Origin of the sequence: Arthrobacter sp. RAF14, assembly GCF_052114185.1 — a bacterium.
In the GTDB taxonomy this organism is placed as follows: domain Bacteria; phylum Actinomycetota; class Actinomycetes; order Actinomycetales; family Micrococcaceae; genus Arthrobacter_E.
Window position 1 is genome coordinate 15,577 of sequence record NZ_JBFREG010000011.1, and the last position, 16,811, is coordinate 32,387.

17 protein-coding genes and 1 riboswitch are annotated in these 16,811 nt (G+C 69.9%); of the genes, 12 read left to right on the forward strand and 5 right to left on the reverse strand.

Features of this window, described 5'->3' with window-relative positions; translation table 11 throughout:
* Nucleotides 1-38: 38 nt before the first annotated feature.
* Entirely contained in the window at nt 39-1,229 is a 1,191-nt protein-coding gene (locus tag AB4Y75_RS16415; RefSeq protein ID WP_441436953.1) for a hypothetical protein, read from the reverse strand.
* A gap of 44 nt (nt 1,230-1,273) precedes the next feature.
* Here AB4Y75_RS16415 and AB4Y75_RS16420 point away from each other — a divergent pair, with 44 nt between their 5' ends.
* The gene (locus AB4Y75_RS16420) at nt 1,274-1,897 is read left to right on the forward strand and encodes a LysE family transporter (RefSeq protein WP_441436954.1); all 624 of its coding nucleotides are present in this window, start codon (nt 1,274-1,276) and stop codon (nt 1,895-1,897) included.
* A 9-nt stretch (nt 1,898-1,906) separates the two neighbouring features.
* Here AB4Y75_RS16420 and AB4Y75_RS16425 read toward each other — a convergent pair whose 3' ends face one another.
* Nucleotides 1,907-2,041 (reverse strand): hypothetical protein, encoded by a 135-nt coding sequence (locus AB4Y75_RS16425; RefSeq protein ID WP_441436955.1) that lies wholly within the window; start codon nt 2,039-2,041, stop codon nt 1,907-1,909.
* Nucleotides 2,042-2,206: 165 nt separating this feature from the next.
* Between AB4Y75_RS16425 and AB4Y75_RS16430 the strand changes: the two genes are divergently transcribed.
* Nucleotides 2,207-2,749 (forward strand): low molecular weight protein-tyrosine-phosphatase, encoded by a 543-nt coding sequence (locus AB4Y75_RS16430; protein ID WP_441436956.1) that lies wholly within the window; start codon nt 2,207-2,209, stop codon nt 2,747-2,749.
* A complete protein-coding gene (locus AB4Y75_RS16435; protein WP_441436968.1) occupies nt 2,749-4,935 on the forward strand; it encodes a chorismate-binding protein in 2,187 nt (728 codons plus the stop codon). Before AB4Y75_RS16430 ends, AB4Y75_RS16435 begins: the two co-directional genes overlap by 1 nt.
* A 189-nt stretch (nt 4,936-5,124) precedes the next feature.
* Here the strand turns inward: AB4Y75_RS16435 and ilvD are convergent, their stop codons facing one another.
* Nucleotides 5,125-7,011, reverse strand: coding sequence for a dihydroxy-acid dehydratase (gene ilvD, locus AB4Y75_RS16440; protein ID WP_441436957.1), 1,887 nt, complete (start codon nt 7,009-7,011; stop codon nt 5,125-5,127).
* 256 nt (nt 7,012-7,267) lie between these two features.
* Here ilvD and AB4Y75_RS16445 point away from each other — a divergent pair, with 256 nt between their 5' ends.
* Nucleotides 7,268-8,104 (forward strand): helix-turn-helix transcriptional regulator, encoded by an 837-nt coding sequence (locus tag AB4Y75_RS16445; protein WP_441436958.1) that lies wholly within the window; start codon nt 7,268-7,270, stop codon nt 8,102-8,104.
* A 121-nt stretch (nt 8,105-8,225) separates the two neighbouring features.
* Here AB4Y75_RS16445 and cls read toward each other — a convergent pair whose 3' ends face one another.
* The gene (gene cls / locus AB4Y75_RS16450) at nt 8,226-9,692 is read right to left on the reverse strand and encodes a cardiolipin synthase (RefSeq protein ID WP_441436959.1); all 1,467 of its coding nucleotides are present in this window, start codon (nt 9,690-9,692) and stop codon (nt 8,226-8,228) included.
* Between the two features lie 145 nt (nt 9,693-9,837).
* On the opposite strand from cls, the gene AB4Y75_RS16455 reads away from it, so the two are divergent.
* Together AB4Y75_RS16455 and AB4Y75_RS16460 are read left to right on the forward strand one after the other, a co-directional pair.
* Nucleotides 9,838-10,761 carry an aminodeoxychorismate lyase gene (locus tag AB4Y75_RS16455; RefSeq protein WP_441436960.1) on the forward strand — a complete coding sequence of 308 codons (924 nt, stop codon included), beginning with the start codon at nt 9,838-9,840 and terminating at the stop codon, nt 10,759-10,761.
* Nucleotides 10,762-10,875: 114 nt separating this feature from the next.
* Nucleotides 10,876-11,487 carry a hypothetical protein gene (locus AB4Y75_RS16460; RefSeq protein WP_441436961.1) on the forward strand — a complete coding sequence of 204 codons (612 nt, stop codon included), beginning with the start codon at nt 10,876-10,878 and terminating at the stop codon, nt 11,485-11,487.
* 53 nt (nt 11,488-11,540) lie between these two features.
* On the opposite strand, the gene AB4Y75_RS16465 is transcribed toward AB4Y75_RS16460, so the two are convergent.
* Entirely contained in the window at nt 11,541-12,122 is a 582-nt protein-coding gene (locus AB4Y75_RS16465; protein WP_441436962.1) for a GNAT family N-acetyltransferase, read from the reverse strand.
* Nucleotides 12,123-12,250: 128 nt separating this feature from the next.
* On the opposite strand from AB4Y75_RS16465, the gene AB4Y75_RS16470 reads away from it, so the two are divergent.
* The 6 genes from AB4Y75_RS16470 to AB4Y75_RS16495 all read left to right on the forward strand — a co-directional run bounded on the left by AB4Y75_RS16470 (nt 12,251) and on the right by AB4Y75_RS16495 (nt 16,800).
* A complete protein-coding gene (locus AB4Y75_RS16470; protein ID WP_441436963.1) occupies nt 12,251-12,739 on the forward strand; it encodes an SRPBCC domain-containing protein in 489 nt (162 codons plus the stop codon).
* Nucleotides 12,740-12,935: 196 nt separating this feature from the next.
* The gene (locus tag AB4Y75_RS16475; protein WP_441436964.1) at nt 12,936-13,847 is read left to right on the forward strand and encodes an NADP-dependent oxidoreductase; all 912 of its coding nucleotides are present in this window, start codon (nt 12,936-12,938) and stop codon (nt 13,845-13,847) included.
* Between the two features lie 207 nt (nt 13,848-14,054).
* A riboswitch (SAM riboswitch) is annotated at nt 14,055-14,161 on the forward strand.
* Nucleotides 14,162-14,169: 8 nt separating this feature from the next.
* A complete protein-coding gene (locus AB4Y75_RS16480; RefSeq protein ID WP_441436965.1) occupies nt 14,170-14,649 on the forward strand; it encodes a DUF1737 domain-containing protein in 480 nt (159 codons plus the stop codon).
* The gene (locus tag AB4Y75_RS16485) at nt 14,646-15,047 is read left to right on the forward strand and encodes a rhodanese-like domain-containing protein (RefSeq protein ID WP_441436966.1); all 402 of its coding nucleotides are present in this window, start codon (nt 14,646-14,648) and stop codon (nt 15,045-15,047) included. The genes AB4Y75_RS16480 and AB4Y75_RS16485 overlap by 4 nt, the downstream gene beginning before the upstream one ends.
* A 3-nt stretch (nt 15,048-15,050) precedes the next feature.
* Nucleotides 15,051-16,253 (forward strand): O-succinylhomoserine sulfhydrylase, encoded by a 1,203-nt coding sequence (locus AB4Y75_RS16490; protein ID WP_441436967.1) that lies wholly within the window; start codon nt 15,051-15,053, stop codon nt 16,251-16,253.
* Between the two features lie 283 nt (nt 16,254-16,536).
* A complete protein-coding gene (locus tag AB4Y75_RS16495) occupies nt 16,537-16,800 on the forward strand; it encodes a WXG100 family type VII secretion target (protein WP_066216089.1) in 264 nt (87 codons plus the stop codon).
* The last annotated feature ends 11 nt before the right edge of the window (nt 16,801-16,811 follow it).

Below are 16,811 nucleotides of genomic sequence, written 5' to 3' on the forward strand. Positions count from 1 at the left end.
GCCCGACCGGCGCCCGCGGTTCCGGCCCGGCGGCCTCCTCAGACCGCGGCAGGCTCGGGCACGGCGGTCCGGGAGGGGACGCTGGCCACCTGGCGGATGAAGAGGATCAGCCAGGTGAAGATCAGCGCGAACGCGATCAGCTCCATGGCCGTCAGGTTGTAGTAACCCAGCGGCAGGTAGAGGACCACCGAGACGATCACGCCGGCCACGAACACACCGCTGGCCACGTGGAACGTGAAACCGAGCCCGGGGATCCACCAAGGCAGCGCGATGACCAGCACGCCCCAGGCGATCACCATGCCGGTGGCGCCCGTGTTGTGCAGCAGCTCGGATTCGTCCACGGGCACCAGCCCGGCGAGCGCGAGCCCGACGCCCATCAAGACCAGGCAGCCGTAGACGGGCTTCAGCTTCGGGTGCAGATACCGCTCCTGGCCCACTTTCTTCGCCCAGCCGCGGGCGCCGAACAGACGCAGCCAGCGCTGCCCCGCCTGCTGCCGCAGCGCCTGGATCTGCGTGAAGGCGATCGCGCCGGCGTCGGTCTCGGAGAAGTGCTGCATGTCGGCGAGGATGAAGTGCGCCAGCGTCACGATCAGCGCCCCGGCCACCAGCAGCGTGATGTTGAACGTGTACGCGGTTCCGGAGTGTGCCGTGCCAAGGGCACTGATGTTCGACTGCCACCAATCCGCCTGCTGCGTGGTCATCATGGCGTTCAGGACCCCCAGGCCGAGGAACGCCCCGAGCAGCGTGGCCACGCGCTCCGTGGTGAGGTTCTGGGCGTTCACCGCGGTCAGATACGCCGAGGCTCCGGCCGCCATGGCCATGAGCAGGGCGGCCGCGAACGCGTCCAGGGTCAGCCCGATGAACGCCTGCTGGAAGATCGCGAACAGGGCGACGGAGCCCATGTAGGCCAGGGCGGCATGCGAGAGCGCCAGCGCGACGACGTCGAGCAGGTAGAGCCAGGGCGGCCGACCGGCCGAGCGCACACGCTGGACGACGCGCGCTCCCACCACGAAACCGAAGGCGGCGAGCGCGACGACGGCACTGACCACCGCGGCGGCGACGCCGATCGAGCCGCTGCCCGAGAGCGGCGGATGCGCGCCGAAGAAGACGATGAAACCGGCGAGGAAACCGATGATCAAGGCGCCGCCACCGGCCTGCAGCGCACGCTCTTCAGCGGTCCGCCGAGGGGTGGAGGCGAGGTTCCGGGTTCTCATGGGCGGCAGTGACATGCTTCTATTCTGCCCAGTGGTCGGCGCTCCCCTAGTCTTGACAGGTGGATCTCTCCCTTTGGCTCGCTCTGGCCACCGCCGCCCTGCTCATCAGCCTCACTCCGGGCGCGGGCGCCGTGAACACCATGAGCAACGCCCTGAATGTCGGATTCACCCGCGCCATCTGGGGAATACTGGGCCAGCAGGCCGCCCTGGTGATCCACGTGGTGGTGGTCGCCCTGGGCCTGGGTGTGCTGGTCTCCCAGTCGCCGGTGCTTTTCAATGTGATCCGCTACGCCGGCGCCGCCTATCTGGTGTATCTGGGGATCCGGCAGTTCCTGGCCAGACCCGTGCACACTGCGGAGGCGCAGGCCGCACTGGCCGGCGAGTCCGCGTGGAGCATGTTCCGCCGGGGCCTCTGGGTGAACCTGCTCAACCCCAAGGCGATCGTCTTCTTCCTCGCCTTCCTCCCCCAGTTCATCCGCAGCGATCAGCCCCTGCTCACCCAGTACGCGGTGGTGGCGGTCACGGTGGTGGTGATCGACATCGTGGTCATGTGGTTCTTCTTCGCCCTGGCCGCGAAATCGGTCCGCAGTTTCACCCGCTCACCCCGTGGCCAGCTGGTGCTCAACCGGAGCTTCGGGGTGCTCTTCGTCCTGCTCGGTGTGGGACTGGCGCTCCTGCACTGACGAGCCAGGTCACCCCTCGTCCGAGCCCTCGGCCGGATCCTCGGAGTGGACACGCTCCGTCTCCTGAGCCTGGTCCTCGTCCTCGCCTTCCGCGGGCGCCTCGCTGTGCAGGCGGTCATCGTCATCGGGCTGAATTCCGGACATCTCCGGACCTCCCCTCGAAGGTGCCCCGCGACCCTTCGCGCGGGGTCTGTCCTTCCAGCCTAGGCCGGTGCCGGCGCGGGGGCCAGGGTGTTCCGGGACCGTCATTACGGGCCTCCTCCGGGAACCACCCCGCACCGTATCGGGCGGAGCGGCTACCGTTGGAGCATGGCTGAAAAACCTTTCCGGGTGATCACGGTGTGCACCGGCAACATCTGCCGCTCACCCATGGCGGAATTCCAGCTGCGCCGCGCCCTGGCGGAGGCCGCGCAGCAGCACCCGGAGGACGGGTTCCTGACCGCCGTCGTGGTCGATTCGGCAGGGATCAGCGACGAAGAGGTGGGCCGGTCCATGGACCGGCGCGCGGCCACCCAGCTCCGTGCCCTGGGGATCGATCCGGCCGGGCACGTGGCCCGCGAATGGGACAACGCCTGGTTCCAGGACCGCGATCTCATCCTGGCCATGGATGAGAACCACTACCGCGCGCTCCGGCGCTGGGCCCCGGACGATCAGACCCGCGCGAAGATCCGGATGTTCCGTTCCTTCGATCCCACCCTGGCCGGCAAGAGCGCCGGGCAGCTCGGCATCTACGACCCCTGGTACGGCGATCAGGGCGACTTCGTGGAGTGCGCCGCCATGATCTCCGGCTCGCTGGAACCCCTCGTGGAGTACATCAGGGCCGCGGCCGCGCACGGGGCCCAGCCCGAGTGATGTCCACACCCCGCACCACCCCCTTGCTGATCGGGATCGACGGCCGGTCCGGCGCAGGAAAGACCACGCTCGCCGTCGAACTGTGCGCCCGCCTGCGACAGCACCGCACGGTCGCCCTGTTCCATCTGGAGGACATCTACCCGGGATGGCAAGGGCTCGAGCAGGGGATCCAGCGCTACCTGGACACCGTGCTCACCCCGCTCTCCGCCGGCCACGACGCCGAATGGACCACCTGGGACTGGGCGGCCGACACGGACGGGCCTCGCCGCACGACTCCCGCCGCGGACGTCGTGGTGATCGAAGGCGTGGGCGCCTGCGCCGCGGGCGCCCGGGAACTCCTGGACGCCACGATCTGGGTGGCCGGGGCGGACGAGGAGCGCAAGTCCCGTGCCCTGGCCCGCGACGGCGAGAGCTACGTCCCGTTCTGGGACACCTGGGCGAAGCAGGAGGCACGCTGGCTTGCCACGGACCCCGTGCCCGCCGCGGTGGACCTCACCGTCCGGGACACCGCGGGCGGCGGCCGGGCCGGTTCCGGCGGCGCCGTGGACGAGGTCCTCGAGCTCCTGGGTCACCACCCCGCGCTCCACGCGGAACTCGCGCCGGAGCGGAATGCGCTGGCCTCCCGTCCGGTGCGGATCGTCCCCGCGGGCTCGCTGGCCTCGGACGACGGCGCCGGCGCCGGTGGCGATGGCACCGGCTTGAACGCCGAGGTCCTGTTCGAGGAGCTGTTCGGGGCCGAGGACCACGCCGTCTGGCTCGATTCCTCCGACGCCGGCCGCCCGGGCACCACACGCAACCGTTTCAGCATCATGGCCGCCAATCCCGGGGCCGGGCTGTCCGTCAGCCATCGGGACGGTCTGACGGAACTCCGCCGCGGCACCTCGACGGCCCGCCTGCCTCTGCCGTTCTTCCGCTGGCTCGCCACAGCCTGGTCCCCGCAGACCCCGCAGGCCGCCCCCGCCGGGTACGACTGCCCATTCCGGCTCGGCTGGCTCGGCTGGCTCGGGTACGAACTCAAGCGTGAGACCGGCGGCTCGGATCAGGACACCTCCGCCTCCCCGGTCCCGGACGCCGGGCTCCTCTTCGCGGACCGCGCCGTGGTCCTGGACCACGGGAACGGCACCGCCTGGGCGCTGGAACTGTCCGGCGCCACGCACGACGACGCGCTCACCGCCGATGCGCAGCCCGCGGCAGGACACGCGGAGCCGGGCCGCCGTGACGGCTGGGCGGCCACCGTTGCCCGCGCGCTGAACGCCGCCAGAACGCCGCCCGGCGCTCCACCCGGTGGCGCCGTGCCCGGCGGGGTCACACCGCCGTCGTCGGGGCCGTCCACCGCACCCCGCTTCGCCGCCCGCGACTCCCACCAGGACTATCTGAGGAAGGTGCTGGCCAGCCAGGACGAGATCCGCGAGGGCAACAGCTACGAGGTCTGCCTGACCACCACCCTCACCGCGGAGACCCCCGGCTTCGACGCCTGGGAGGCCTACCGCGCGCTCCGCCGGAGGAACCCGGCCCCGTTCGCGGCCCTGATGCGGTTCGGCGACGTCACGATCACGAGCACCTCCCCCGAGCGCTTCCTTTCCGTGGACGCGACGGGTGCCATGCTGGCCGAACCGATCAAGGGCACGCGCCGCCGTTCCGCCGACGCCGCGGAGGACGCCGCACTCCGCGAGGACCTCTCCGCCAGCCTGAAGGACCGGGCGGAGAACATCATGATCGTGGACCTGCTCCGCAACGACCTCAGTCACTTCGCCGAACCCGGATCCGTGACCGTGAGCCGGCTGTGCGCCATCGAAAGCTACGCCACGGTCCATCAGATGGTGAGCAGCATCGGGGCGCAGCTCAGGCCCGGCGCGTCACGGGTGGAGGCCGTCGCCGCCGCGTTCCCGGCCGGCTCCATGACGGGCGCCCCGAAGATCAGCACCATGGCGATCCTGGACGGCCTGGAAGGCGGACCGCGCGGCGTCTACTCGGGGGCGCTCGGCTACTTCTCGCTGGACGGTTCCGTGGACCTCTCGGTGGTGATCCGGACACTGGTCGTCGCGGGAACCGGGCCGGACACACTCCTGAGCCTCGGAGTGGGCGGCGCGGTCACGGCCGATTCGGTGCCCGAGGAGGAATACCAGGAGATCCGGACCAAGGCCTTCGGCATCCTCAGCACCCTGGGCGCCGAGTACCCGGAGTAGCATCATGGCCACCGATCCGGCACGACGGGCGGCCGGGCACTGTGCCGCGGGCTGGATTCATCGTCGCTGAGTCCGCTATGGATGCCGTGAGTCCGCTACAAGCAGTAGCGGACTCACGTGGTTGATAGCGGACTCGGCGGCGGGTGATGCCGAGTGGAGCACCGAGACCGGGCGGCGGCCGGGTACCGGCTACTGCGCCACCGGCTGCGGGGACGTCATGCGGTACAGGGCGTCGACGTCGCGGACGGCGCCCTTGTCCGCGGAGGTCGCCATGGCCGCGTAAGCACGCAGCGCGGCGGACACCTGACGCTCACGGCCCACCGGGTGGTAGCCCGTGGTGGCCTCCAGGCGGTCACGGCGGGCCTCCAGCTCGGCCGGGTCCACCAGGAGCTCCAGGGAGCGGGTGGGGATGTCGATGCGGATCCGGTCGCCGTCCTCCACCAGGGCGATCATGCCCCCGGACGCGGCTTCCGGCGAGATGTGCCCGATCGACAGGCCCGAGGTGCCGCCGGAGAAGCGGCCGTCCGTGATCAGGGCGCACTTCTTGCCCAGGCCACGGCCCTTGAGGAACGACGTCGGGTACAGCATCTCCTGCATGCCCGGACCGCCCTTGGGGCCTTCGTAGCGGATGACCACCACGTCGCCCTCCTTGACGGTCTTGTTCAGGATCTTCTCCACGGCCTCGTCCTGGGACTCGCAGACCACGGCCGGGCCCTCGAACGTCCAGATGGACTCGTCCACGCCCGCGGTCTTCACCACGGCGCCGTCGACGGCGATGTTGCCGCGCAGCACGGCCAGGCCGCCGTCCTTGGAGTACGCGTGCTCCACGGAGCGGATGCAGCCACCCTCGGAATCGGTGTCCAGGGAGGTCCAGACGTTCGACTGGGAGAAGGCGGTGGAGGAGCGGACGCCACCGGGGGCCGCGTGCCACAGATCCTGGGCCTCCTGGGTGGCCTTGCCGCCGCGGACGTCCCAGTCGTCCAGCCAGCCGTTGAGATCGGTGGAGTGCACGGAATGGACGTCCTGGTGGAGCAGGCCGCCGCGGTTCAGTTCCCCGAGCAGGGCCGGGATGCCGCCCGCGCGGTGCACATCCTCCATGTAGTAGGTCTTGTCCTTGGCGACGTTCGGGGCCACCTTGGCCAGGCACGGCACCTGGCGGGACTTGGCGTCCATCTCGGCCAGCCCGTAGTCCACGCCGGCTTCCTGGGCGGCGGCGAGCAGGTGCAGGATCGTGTTGGTGGAGCCGCCCATGGAGATGTCCAGGGCCATGGCGTTGTCGAAAGCCTTGGCCGTCGCGATGGAGCGGGGCAGGACGGAGTCGTCATCGCCGTCGTAGTAGCGCTTGACCAGGTCCACCACCGTGGAACCGGCCTTCTGGTACAGCGCCTTGCGGGCCGTGTGCGTGGCCAGGACCGAACCGTTGCCCGGCAGGGAGAGGCCGATCGCCTCGGTCAGGCAGTTCATGGAGTTGGCGGTGAACATGCCGGAGCAGGAACCGCAGGTGGGGCAGGCGTTCTCCTCGATGAGGTTGATGTCCTCATCGGAGATCGACTCGTCCACGGCGTCCGCGATCGCGTTCACCAGGTCCAGGGAGCGGACCGAACCGTCGGTGAGGGTCACGCGGCCGGCCTCCATGGGGCCACCGGAGACGAACACCGTCGGGATGTTCAGGCGCAGGGCGGCCATGAGCATGCCGGGGGTGATCTTGTCGCAGTTCGAGATGCAGACCAAGGCGTCGGCGCAGTGCGCGTTCGCCATGTACTCCACCGAGTCGGCGATCAGATCGCGGGACGGCAGCGAGTACAGCATGCCGCCGTGGCCCATGGCGATGCCGTCATCCACGGCGATGGTGTTGAACTCACGGGCGACGGCGCCCGCGGCGTGGATGGCTTCGGAGACGATCCGGCCCACCGGCGCCAGGTGCGTGTGACCGGGCACGAACTCGGTGAAGGAGTTCGCCACGGCGATGATCGGCTTGCCGATGTCCGAATTGGCGACGCCGGAGGCGCGCAGCAGTGCGCGGGCGCCGGCCATGTTGCGGCCGTGGGTGACAGTGCGGGAACGATATGCAGGCATGGTCCCAGTCTTCCGTGTGGAACGGCCGGCACCAAGACGGTGCCACTTCTGGTAGTGGGAGTACTAGAATCAATGCTCGACGACGACGACGGCGGTCACCGGACTCCTGCCGACGAACCCACCCGCTCACACGCAGACCCCCCACCGGCCGAAACAGTGAGTTTCCGCCGAAACAGTGACCATAGAACGCTGTTTCATCGGGAACTCACTGTCTCAGCCCGGAACCGGGGGCAGACTCCACCGAAAGGCGGCCACCATGACCGAAGCCGAAGCCTGGCGGAAGGAACTCGGCAACTTCCTGGCCGCGCGTCGTCGTCGGGCGGTGCGGAGCGATTACGGGCTGCCGCAGGCCGGCCGGGGCAAGGACGTGGGCCTGCGGCGCGAGGAGGTCGCGTTCCTCTCCGCCATCTCCGTGACCTGGTACACGTGGCTGGAGCAGGGCCGCAAGGTGAATCCGTCCCGCGAGGTGCTCACGTCCCTGGCCACGGTCCTCCGGCTGGAGCCCGCCGAGCAGCGGTACCTGTTCACCCCGTTCGGCTACACCGCGCCCGCGCCGAGCCCCGGGACCGCCGAGACCACCGCCCACGTGCAACGGCTGCTGGACGCCATCGACCCGAATCCGGCCCTGGCGCTGGAAGGGAACTGGGACATCGTGGCGTGGAACCACGCCTACAGTTCGCTGTTCCCGCGCGTCCTGGAGGTCTCCGGGCCCGAGCGGAATCTGCTGCGGCTGGTCTTCACCGACCCCGCGGTCCGCGCCCTGCTGCCGGACTGGGAGCAGACCAGCGCGCAGTTCCTGGCCGAGTTCCGGGCGGAGACGGGGTCCCGGATCGAGGACGCCCGGAAGGCCAGCCTGGTCGCCGGGCTGCTGCAGTCCAGCCCCGAGTTCCGGGCGCAGTGGGACGGGTACGGCATCCGCGGCTTCACGCCCCGCACCCGGGCCTTCAACCATCCGGGCGGCGGAACCCGCGTCTACGAACATCACCAGCTGAGCCTCGCGGACACTCCGGCGCTCAAGCTGATCGTCTACACGCCGGCGTCGGACACCGGAGATGACGCCACGGACGACGACGGCGGCGCGGCCTCCCGCTGACCCCTGCCCGCCCGCGGTCCAGCCCACCCGCGGCACCCACGGTTCTGTGGTTCGCCCCCGGAAATGTCGGTGGGTGAACCACAAAACCGTGGGTCGACCGGACACCGCCGGCGCAAGGCCCCTACTGCAAGGTGGCCGAGAGCCGGCAGACGTTGTCGACGTACTTCGAGAGCACCGACCGTTCCTGCCACTCCTCCAGCGTCAGCTCCCGCGAGGTGGACCGGTAGGACTCCTGCACCTTCCGCAGCGCGGCCACGATCTCCGGGCCCACCATCATCAGGGACACCTCGAAGTTCAGCGAGAAGGACCGCATGTCCATGTTGCTGGAACCGAGAACCGCGACCTCCTCGTCCACCGTGAAGTGCTTCGCGTGCAGCACGGCGGGCGCCTTGTAGAGGAAGATCCGCACCCCGGCTTCCAGGAGCGCCTGGTAGTACGACCGCTGGGCGTGATGCACCAGGAACTGGTCGCCCTGCTCGGAGACGAAGAGCTCCACGTGAACGCCGCGCTGCACGGCCGTGGTGATCGCGTACAGCAGCGAATCGTCCGGGACGAAGTACGGGCTGCAGATGGAGACCCGCTCCTGCGCGGAGTAGATCAGGGTGTTGAACAGGCGGAGGTTGTTCTCCTGGGAGAACCCCGGGCCGCTCGGCACCACCTGGGCCGGGATGTGGCCGTCGACGGCGTCGGGCAGGACGATCTGCTCCTCCAGGGACTCGTCCGTTTCGCTCAGCCAGTCGGTGGCGAAGACGACGTTCAGGCTCGCCACCACCGGGCCCTCCACTCGGGCCATGAGCTCCACCCAGTGGCGGCCGGCCCTGCGGTGCTTGGGATTGTTGTAGGAGGGCTCCGTGAGGTTCTGCGAACCGGTGAACGCCACCTCCCCGTCCACGACCATGATTTTGCGGTGGTTACGCAGATCGGGGCGGCGCCACTGCCCGGAGAACGGCATGACGGGGAGCATGCGCCGCCAGCGGATCTCCGAATTCTTCAGGCGGCGCAGCAGACGACGGTAACCCCGCACCCGCAGCGTGCCGATGTGATCGAACAGCAGACGGACTTCCACGCCCCGTTCGGCCGCCTCTTCCAGGGCCGTGAACAGCGGTTCCGTCACCGAGTCGTAGGCCATGATGTAGAACTCGACGTTCACGTAGCGCTTGGCCCCACGCGCCGCCGCCGTCATCGCTTCGATCGATTCCAGATAGCCGGGGATGAGCTCGACACGGTTTCCGGTGGTGAGCGGCTGGGCCCCGAGTCGGTGGTTGAGTTCGATGGCGGAGCGCAGCCAGACCGGCAGGTGCAGCTGCTCGGGCACCCCTTCCAGGACGGAGCTGGCCTCCCGTACCCGTCGGTTGACGTCCTCCAGCTCGCGGGCGCGGCGGCCCTTGAGCCGGAAGTTGCCGAACAGCAGGAACAGGACCAGACCGGCGTCGGGCACCAGGAAGATGGCCAGCAGCCACGCCATGGCCGTGGTGGGGCGGCGGTTGCCGGGCACCACGCCGAGCAGGACGAGACGGATCACCACGTCGGCCATGACCCAGATGGTGAACCCCACGGACCACTCCTGAGGCCAGCTGTATGGCAGCATGCGTCTCCCCCACTCCTGTGCCGGTCGCCCCCGCCGGGCGCCGTGCCGTCAAGACATTCTCACCCGGGAACCGCCCGGCCGCCGCACCCCGGGGACTTCGCCGGGTCGGCGCCCCCACGCCCGGCCGGGTGGATACGCTTGTCCCATGACTTCCACGTCCCCCAGCACCGTGCTCGTGTTCCTTGATCCCGCCCACCCCCAGGGCCGTCTGGCGGACGCGTCCGTGCCGCAGCTGATGGCCACGGACCTGGGCGCCACCCGAGGGGACGGCGTCTTCGAATCGCTCCTGGTGCTCGACGGGAAACTCCGGAAACTCCCGGCCCATCTGGCACGGCTGGCAGGGTCGGCCCGCGCCCTGGAGCTGGAGATCAGTGGCGAGGACGCGTGGCGCGCGGCCATCGGCACAGCCGTGGAGAACTATCTGGAATCGCATCCCGGCGTGGACGAGTTCGTGGTGAAGCTCCTGGTCACCCGGGGCGTGGAGGGTGCGGGAGCCCCCACCGAGTGGGTCCAGGCGAGCCCGGCCCCCGCCCTGGGGAAGAAGCAGCGCGTGGAGGGGATCGACGTCGTGCTGCTGGACCGCGGCTACGACAGTGATCTGGCCGACCGCGCTCCCTGGCTCCTGCTGGGTGCGAAGACCCTCAGCTACGCCGTGAACATGGCGGCGCTGCGGCACGCGCACTCCCTCGGCGCGGACGACGTGATCTTCCTGTCCGCTGACGGCCGCGTGCTGGAGGGCCCGACGTCCACCGTGCTGCTGGCGCACCGCGACGTGAACGACGACGGCTCGGTCACCAAGCGTCTCGTCACGCCGCAGCTTGATGCCGGGATCCTCCCGGGCACCTCCCAGGGCGCGCTGTTCACGGCCGCGAAGGCGGCCGGCTGGGAACTCGGCTATGGCCCGCTGGAGCCGGAAGACCTCTTCGACGCCGACGCCGTGTGGCTGATCTCCTCCATCCGCCTGATCGCGCCGGTGAAGCACATCGACGGCAAGGAGATCGGCTCCGACCCGGCCGTCGCCGCGGAACTCACCGAGGAACTGAACCGGCTGTTCGCCGGGATCGAGTAGAGATCGAGTGAGGATCGCGTAGGGCCGGCCGGGGCGGGCCCGGCCCCTTGGCAGGTCCGAAGGACCGGTATACGGTTCAACCACGGTCGAGTACGGCGAAGTGGGGGTCCGGCGATGTCTCACGGCAAGACCTGGCTGGTCCCGCGGAGCCGCGGTCCCGGGGGTTCACGCCGCCCCCGCCTGGGCCCCGTGGTCACCGCGGCGATGGTGTCCGCGATTCTTCTGGCCTCCTGCGCCGAACCGCCGCCGGAACTTGGACGCCCTGCCACCTCCGACGTGACGGGGGCGGGGAGCGGGGCGTCCTCGATCGCCTCCCGGCCCGCGCAGCCCGGACCGTCGGGGCTTCCTCCGATCACCTGTGCACGGTTCGTCCCGGATTCGCCGTGCACGCCGTACCGGAGCATCCGCGCCCTGGACCACGGGATGGCCCTGCCCTGGGCGGGCGACGGCGCCGTGACCGCCTCGCTGCAATCCGTCGATGGCGAGTTGCTGCTGGCGTCCAAGACCCCCTGTGGGCCTGTCTCGGCGAAGGCCACACTCGACCACGACGTGATGCGGGTCCACGACATCGCCGTAGGAGCCGTCGGCTGCCCCGGGGAGCAGGGTGAACAGCAGCAATGGTTCCTCGAGCTCCTCCGGCAGGATCTGAGCCTCAGCTACACCGGAGGGCAGCTGCACTGGCGCGCCGGCACCTCCGGAATCGACTTCGAGCGCGATCCACTCTGAGCCTGTTCGAGGCGCTTTGAGGCGGGGCGCAGCTCCATCGCGGGTCGTAGGGCTCAGCCCTCCGCCACCATGACCACGCGCGGCCAGCGGTCCAGGCCGTGGGCGGCTTCCTCGGCCACCTTGGCCCGCAATTCCGGCCCCCACTCGGCCTCAGGCAGCACGGTGAATCCGAGCCGGGCGTAGTAGGCCGCGTTCCAGGGGATCTCACGGAACGTGGTCAGGGTGGTCCGCCCCATCCCGCGCTCCCGGGCGACGGCACGGAAGTGATCCAGGAGGCGTGCGCCCAGCCCCTGCCTGGCGTGCCCCGGGTGAACGCTGAGCTGCTCCAGATGCGCCGCGCCGTCCACCACTTCGCCGACGGCGTACCCGGCCACTGCGACGGCGCCGCCCACGGCATCGGTGTCGCCCACGGCGTCCACCGCGCCGGGGACCGGCGCCGCGCCGCCGTCCGGCACGGTCAGCACCCACGCCCAGCCCTCCGCCACAGTGGCGGCCAGTTCGGCGTCGCTGAAGGGGTCGTCGTCGGCGATGGAGTCCATTCCCGCCTGCCGGAAGAGTTCTCCCGCGGCGCGCTCCAGGTCCTGGACGGCCCGGAAATCGGCGGGGGTCATGGCGCGGATCATCTCTTCAGTCAACCATCCCCTTGATTGCGCCGCATGACCCGGGATGAACGCCGGTGACGAATTGTGCCGCCTCGTGAGGGCCCTCGTTGACCTCGGATGACGGCCACCGCAGACTTCCAGGAGAACAAGGAGGCGGACAGGTGGAGAGCATCCGGCAGCTCGAGGAATGGCAGGGCCTGCGCGGCATCAACAGGGTCTGGGAGTTCGACGCGCCCGTCGAGACCGTGTTCCGCGCCCACACCGACCCGCTCTGGCTGGCGCGCTGGCTGGTGCCCGACGGCGTCGAGCTGCGCTTCCGGCGCTGGGATGCGCGCACCGGAGGGTCGTGGAGCTACTCCGTGGCGGCGGGTGGCGACGACTGGACCTTCTACGGCTCCTTCCACGAGGTCTCCGAGCCGTGGCGCATCGTGCAGACCGTGGAGGCGGAGGCCGACTCACACGGACCCGTCCTCGAAGTCCTCGACTTCCTCGAACTGCCCGGCGGCGGCTGCCGCCTCGAGGCGATCGCCATGTTCACCTCCCCTGCCGCTCGCGAAGAGGTCGGTGGCTCGGACGACGACGGCGGCCTGTCCCGCCTGACCGCACTGCTGTCCGAGCTGGGGGCGTTCACCGCGCAGCTGCCGCGCTGAGGCGCCTCCGCGACTCCCTGCCCGGCTCGCACGGAACCCGCCCCGCACCCCGTTTCGTCATACGCCGTCGCATCCGGAATGCGGGCCTCTCCAGGCCTGTTGCACGCAGCATCAGTGAGAACACCGCGCCGGTCCGGAGTGCAGCGCACCCGCGAGGCAACCGGACGGCGCCGACAGCGCAGAGCGAGGAATCACCATGACACGTGCAGTGCGGTATGAAGAGTTCGGCGGTCCGGAAGTCCTTCAGCTGGTGGAGGTCGCGGTGCCGCAGCCCGGTCCGGGCGAGGTCCGGGTCCGCGTCACCGCGGCGGGCCTGAACCCGGTGGACTTCAAGATCTTCCACGGCGGTCCCGTGGCGGAGGCGTTCGGCGGCGCTCCGGGTTCCGGCGTGGGCAACGACTTCGCCGGCGTGGTCGACGACCTCGGCGAGGGTGTCACGGACTTCGCCGTGGGTGTCCGGGTGTTCGGCGGCAAACGGCACGAGGCGGTGGCGGACTTCGTTCTGGTGCCGGCCTCCTCGCTCCACCGGACCCCGGACGGGCTCTCGGACCAGCTCGCAGCGAGCCTGGACCTCGCGGGACGCACCGCGGCCGCCGCGATCGACCAGTTGAAGCTGTCCCCGGAGGACACCGTGCTGATCGGCGGAGCCGCTGGCGGCGTGGGCGTCCTGGCCACACAGCTCGCCGTCGCGACGGGTGCCACGGTGATCGGAACCGCCTCCGAACGCAATCACGAATTCCTCCGCGGGCTCGGGGCGATCCCCGTCACCTACGGCGAGGGCCTGGCGGACCGGGTGGCGGAGATCGGCACGCCCACGGCTGCCGCCGATCTCAACGGCGCCGAGGTGATCACCGTGGCACAGGGCTTCGGCGTGCCGGCGGAACGCATCACCGCGATCGCCGCACACGGGCACCCGGGCGGCGGGTTCACGGCCACGGGCGGCGGGGATGCCGCTCCCGGCTCGCTGGAGCGCATCGCGGCGGCGCTTGCCGACGGTTCGCTGGTCCTGCCCCTCGAAGCAGAGTTCCCGGTGGAGCAGGTGGCTGACGCCTACCGGCTCCTGGAGGAGGGACACGTGCGGGGCAAGGTCGTCGTGACCGTCGGCTGAGGCGGAGGTCCGGGCGGGCCAGGCGGCTTCGCCCACGGAAGTTCGGTCTGCCCACCGAAAAATACGTGGGTGAACCGAACTTCCGTGGGTCGGTCCCAGCGGTCTGTTCCGCAGGCCGCAGCCGGGGCCGGTTCATGACAGAAGATGAAGCCTCCCGTCATCCTTCTCCCCGCGTCTCCCCGGGGCCTGGTGCTAGATTTTTTGCAGAGTAACGAGTACCGGTGACAAGCCCTGACTGACCGGTCGGCAACCCTCCAGACGCGGCGGGGTGCCTCAGGTGACTACTCGGCATGTGTCAACTGCAAGCGCGAAGGAGCCCCACTTGCCTGCCCGCAAAGAACCCACGTCCACTCCGTCCGGAACCCCCGGAACCCCCAAGGCCACTGCACCCCGGAGCACCCCGGCCAAGTCCGCCGCCCGGGCTCCGCGCACCACCAAGGCCGCGGCCGCGAAGCCCGTCACGACGACGGCGACCGCCCCCGCAGCCGAACAGCCCGCCGTGGCCGAGGCCGCCGTCGTGCCCCAGAGCGCCCCGGAGACGGTCCCCGCAGTGGCACCCGCCCGCCTGCCGTACCGCCTGCTGACCGGCCCGGACACGCGCGAGTTCTGCGAACGCGTCTCCGCCGCCCTGGCCGACGGGTACATCCTTTACGGCAGCCCGTCCGTGACGTTCAACGGGGAGACGGTGATCGCCGCGCAGGCCGTGGTCCTGCCGTACGCCCCGCCCGCTCCCCCGGCACCCATCGTGGACCCCTACGCCGTGCCCGCCACCGGCTTCGCCCCGTTCGGCGGTGCCCTGTGAGCTACGCGGGAGACCTGACGCCGCAGCAGGCGTGGGACAAGCTCAAGGAGGGCGCCGTTCTGGTGGACGTGCGCACCGAGGCGGAGTGGGCGCACATCGGCCGCCCCAAGGCTCCGGCCGGCGAGCCCCTCTTCATCCAGTGGAATCTGGCCGGCGGCGTGCCCAACCAGGGCTTTCTGGCCGAACTGAACGATCAGGCCCCGGAACCGGGCACCACGGATCTGGTCTTCCTGTGCCGCTCGGGCCAGCGGTCGATCGCCGCTGCGGAAGCCGCGACGGCGGCCGGCTGGTCCTCGTACAACGTCCTGGAAGGCTTCGAAGGCGTTCCGGACCGTTTCGGGGAGCGCACCGTGAACGGTTGGAAGAACAGCGGCCTGCCGACCACGATCGGGGCGTGACGCATGGCGTTCAATCCTGAGGCCGCGTCCTGGTCGCCGGCCACCCAGGCGGTGCGCGGCGGTCTGGACCGGACCAACTTCTTCGAGACCTCCGAGGCCCTGTTCCTGAATTCGGGCTTCGTCTACGATTCCGCGGAGGCCGCCGAGCGCGCCTTCACCGGTGAGGACGAGCGTTTCGTCTACTCGCGCTACGGCAACCCGACCGTCGCCACCTTCCAGGAACGGCTGCGGCTGCTCGAAGGCACCGAGGCGTGCTTCGCCACGGCGTCCGGCATGTCCGCCGTGTTCACGGCCCTGGGCGCCCTGCTCGCCGCCGGGGACCGCGTGGTGGCCGCGCGGTCCCTGTTCGGCTCGTGCTTCGTGATCCTGAACGAGATCCTGCCCCGCTGGGGCGTGGAGACGGTGTTCGTGGACGGCCCGGACCTGGAGCAATGGCGTGAGGCGCTGGCCGTGCCGACGCAGGCCGTGTTCTTCGAGTCCCCCTCGAACCCGATGCAGGAGATCGTGGACATCGCCGCGGTCAGCGAGCTCGCGCACGCCGCGGGCGCCACCGTGGTGGCCGACAACGTCTTCGCCACCCCCATGCTGCAGCGCTGCACGGATCTGGGGGCCGACGTCGTCGTGTACTCCGGGACCAAGCACATCGACGGTCAGGGGCGCGTCATGGGCGGCGCGATCCTCGGGACCAAGGAGTTCATCGACGGACCGGTCAAGAACCTCATGCGGCACACGGGGCCGTCGCTGTCGAGCTTCAACGCCTGGGTGCTGACCAAGGGTCTGGAGACGCTCGACATGCGTGTCCGTCACTCGTCCGCCTCCGCGCTGACGCTGGCCGGCTGGCTCGAGCAGCAGCCCGGGGTGAACTGGGTGAAGTACCCGCTCCTGACCTCGCACCCGCAGTACGAGCTGGCCGCGCGGCAGATGAGCGCCGGCGGCACGGTGCTGACCTTCGAACTGGCCCCGCTGCCCGGCGGCACCGCCAAGGATGCCGCGTTCAAGCTGCTCAACGGCCTGCGCGTGGTGGACATCTCGAACAATCTGGGCGACTCCAAGAGCCTCATCACACATCCCGCGACGACGACGCACCGCGCCATGGGCGCCGAAGGCCGGGCCGCGATCGGGCTGGGCGACGGCGTGGTGCGGCTTTCCGTGGGGCTGGAGGACGTGGACGACCTGATCCGCGATTTCCAGCAGGCGCTGAGCTAGTCCCTACCCTCCGCACACGGGGTCACTTAACGCCGCCTGATCGGCGATCATCGGGCGTCAAGTGACCCCGTGTCAGGTCCGGACCGTGTCGTGCTCGAAGGACCATCCGTCGAACCAGACGGATGATGCCTCAGGCTCGTAGCACGCGCGTGCCATAACGGCCCGGACCATGGGGAGCACTTCATGGGTACCCCTCCCCATCGACGGCTGGTGCGCGATCCGGATAGCTTTGAGTCAACAGAAACCGGGAACGCCGGGTTCACCACGAGCAAGGAGTAGGAAAATGGCAGTTTGGGGTGCAGACGTCCAGCAGCTTCGCGCACTGGGTAAGAAGCTCGAAGCAGGCGCACAGACCATCGATGAGCAGCGCAACCAGCTCACCAGCGCACTCAACGGCGTGCAGTGGATGGGCCCGGACGCGGACAAGTTCAAGAACGAATGGCAGTCCCAGCACGTGCCGGCCCTGAACAAGGTCGCCGAAGCACTGCGCACCGCCGGCAAGAACGCCGCCAAGAACGCCCAGGAACAGGAAACCGCTTCCCACTAAGCGGCCCACCC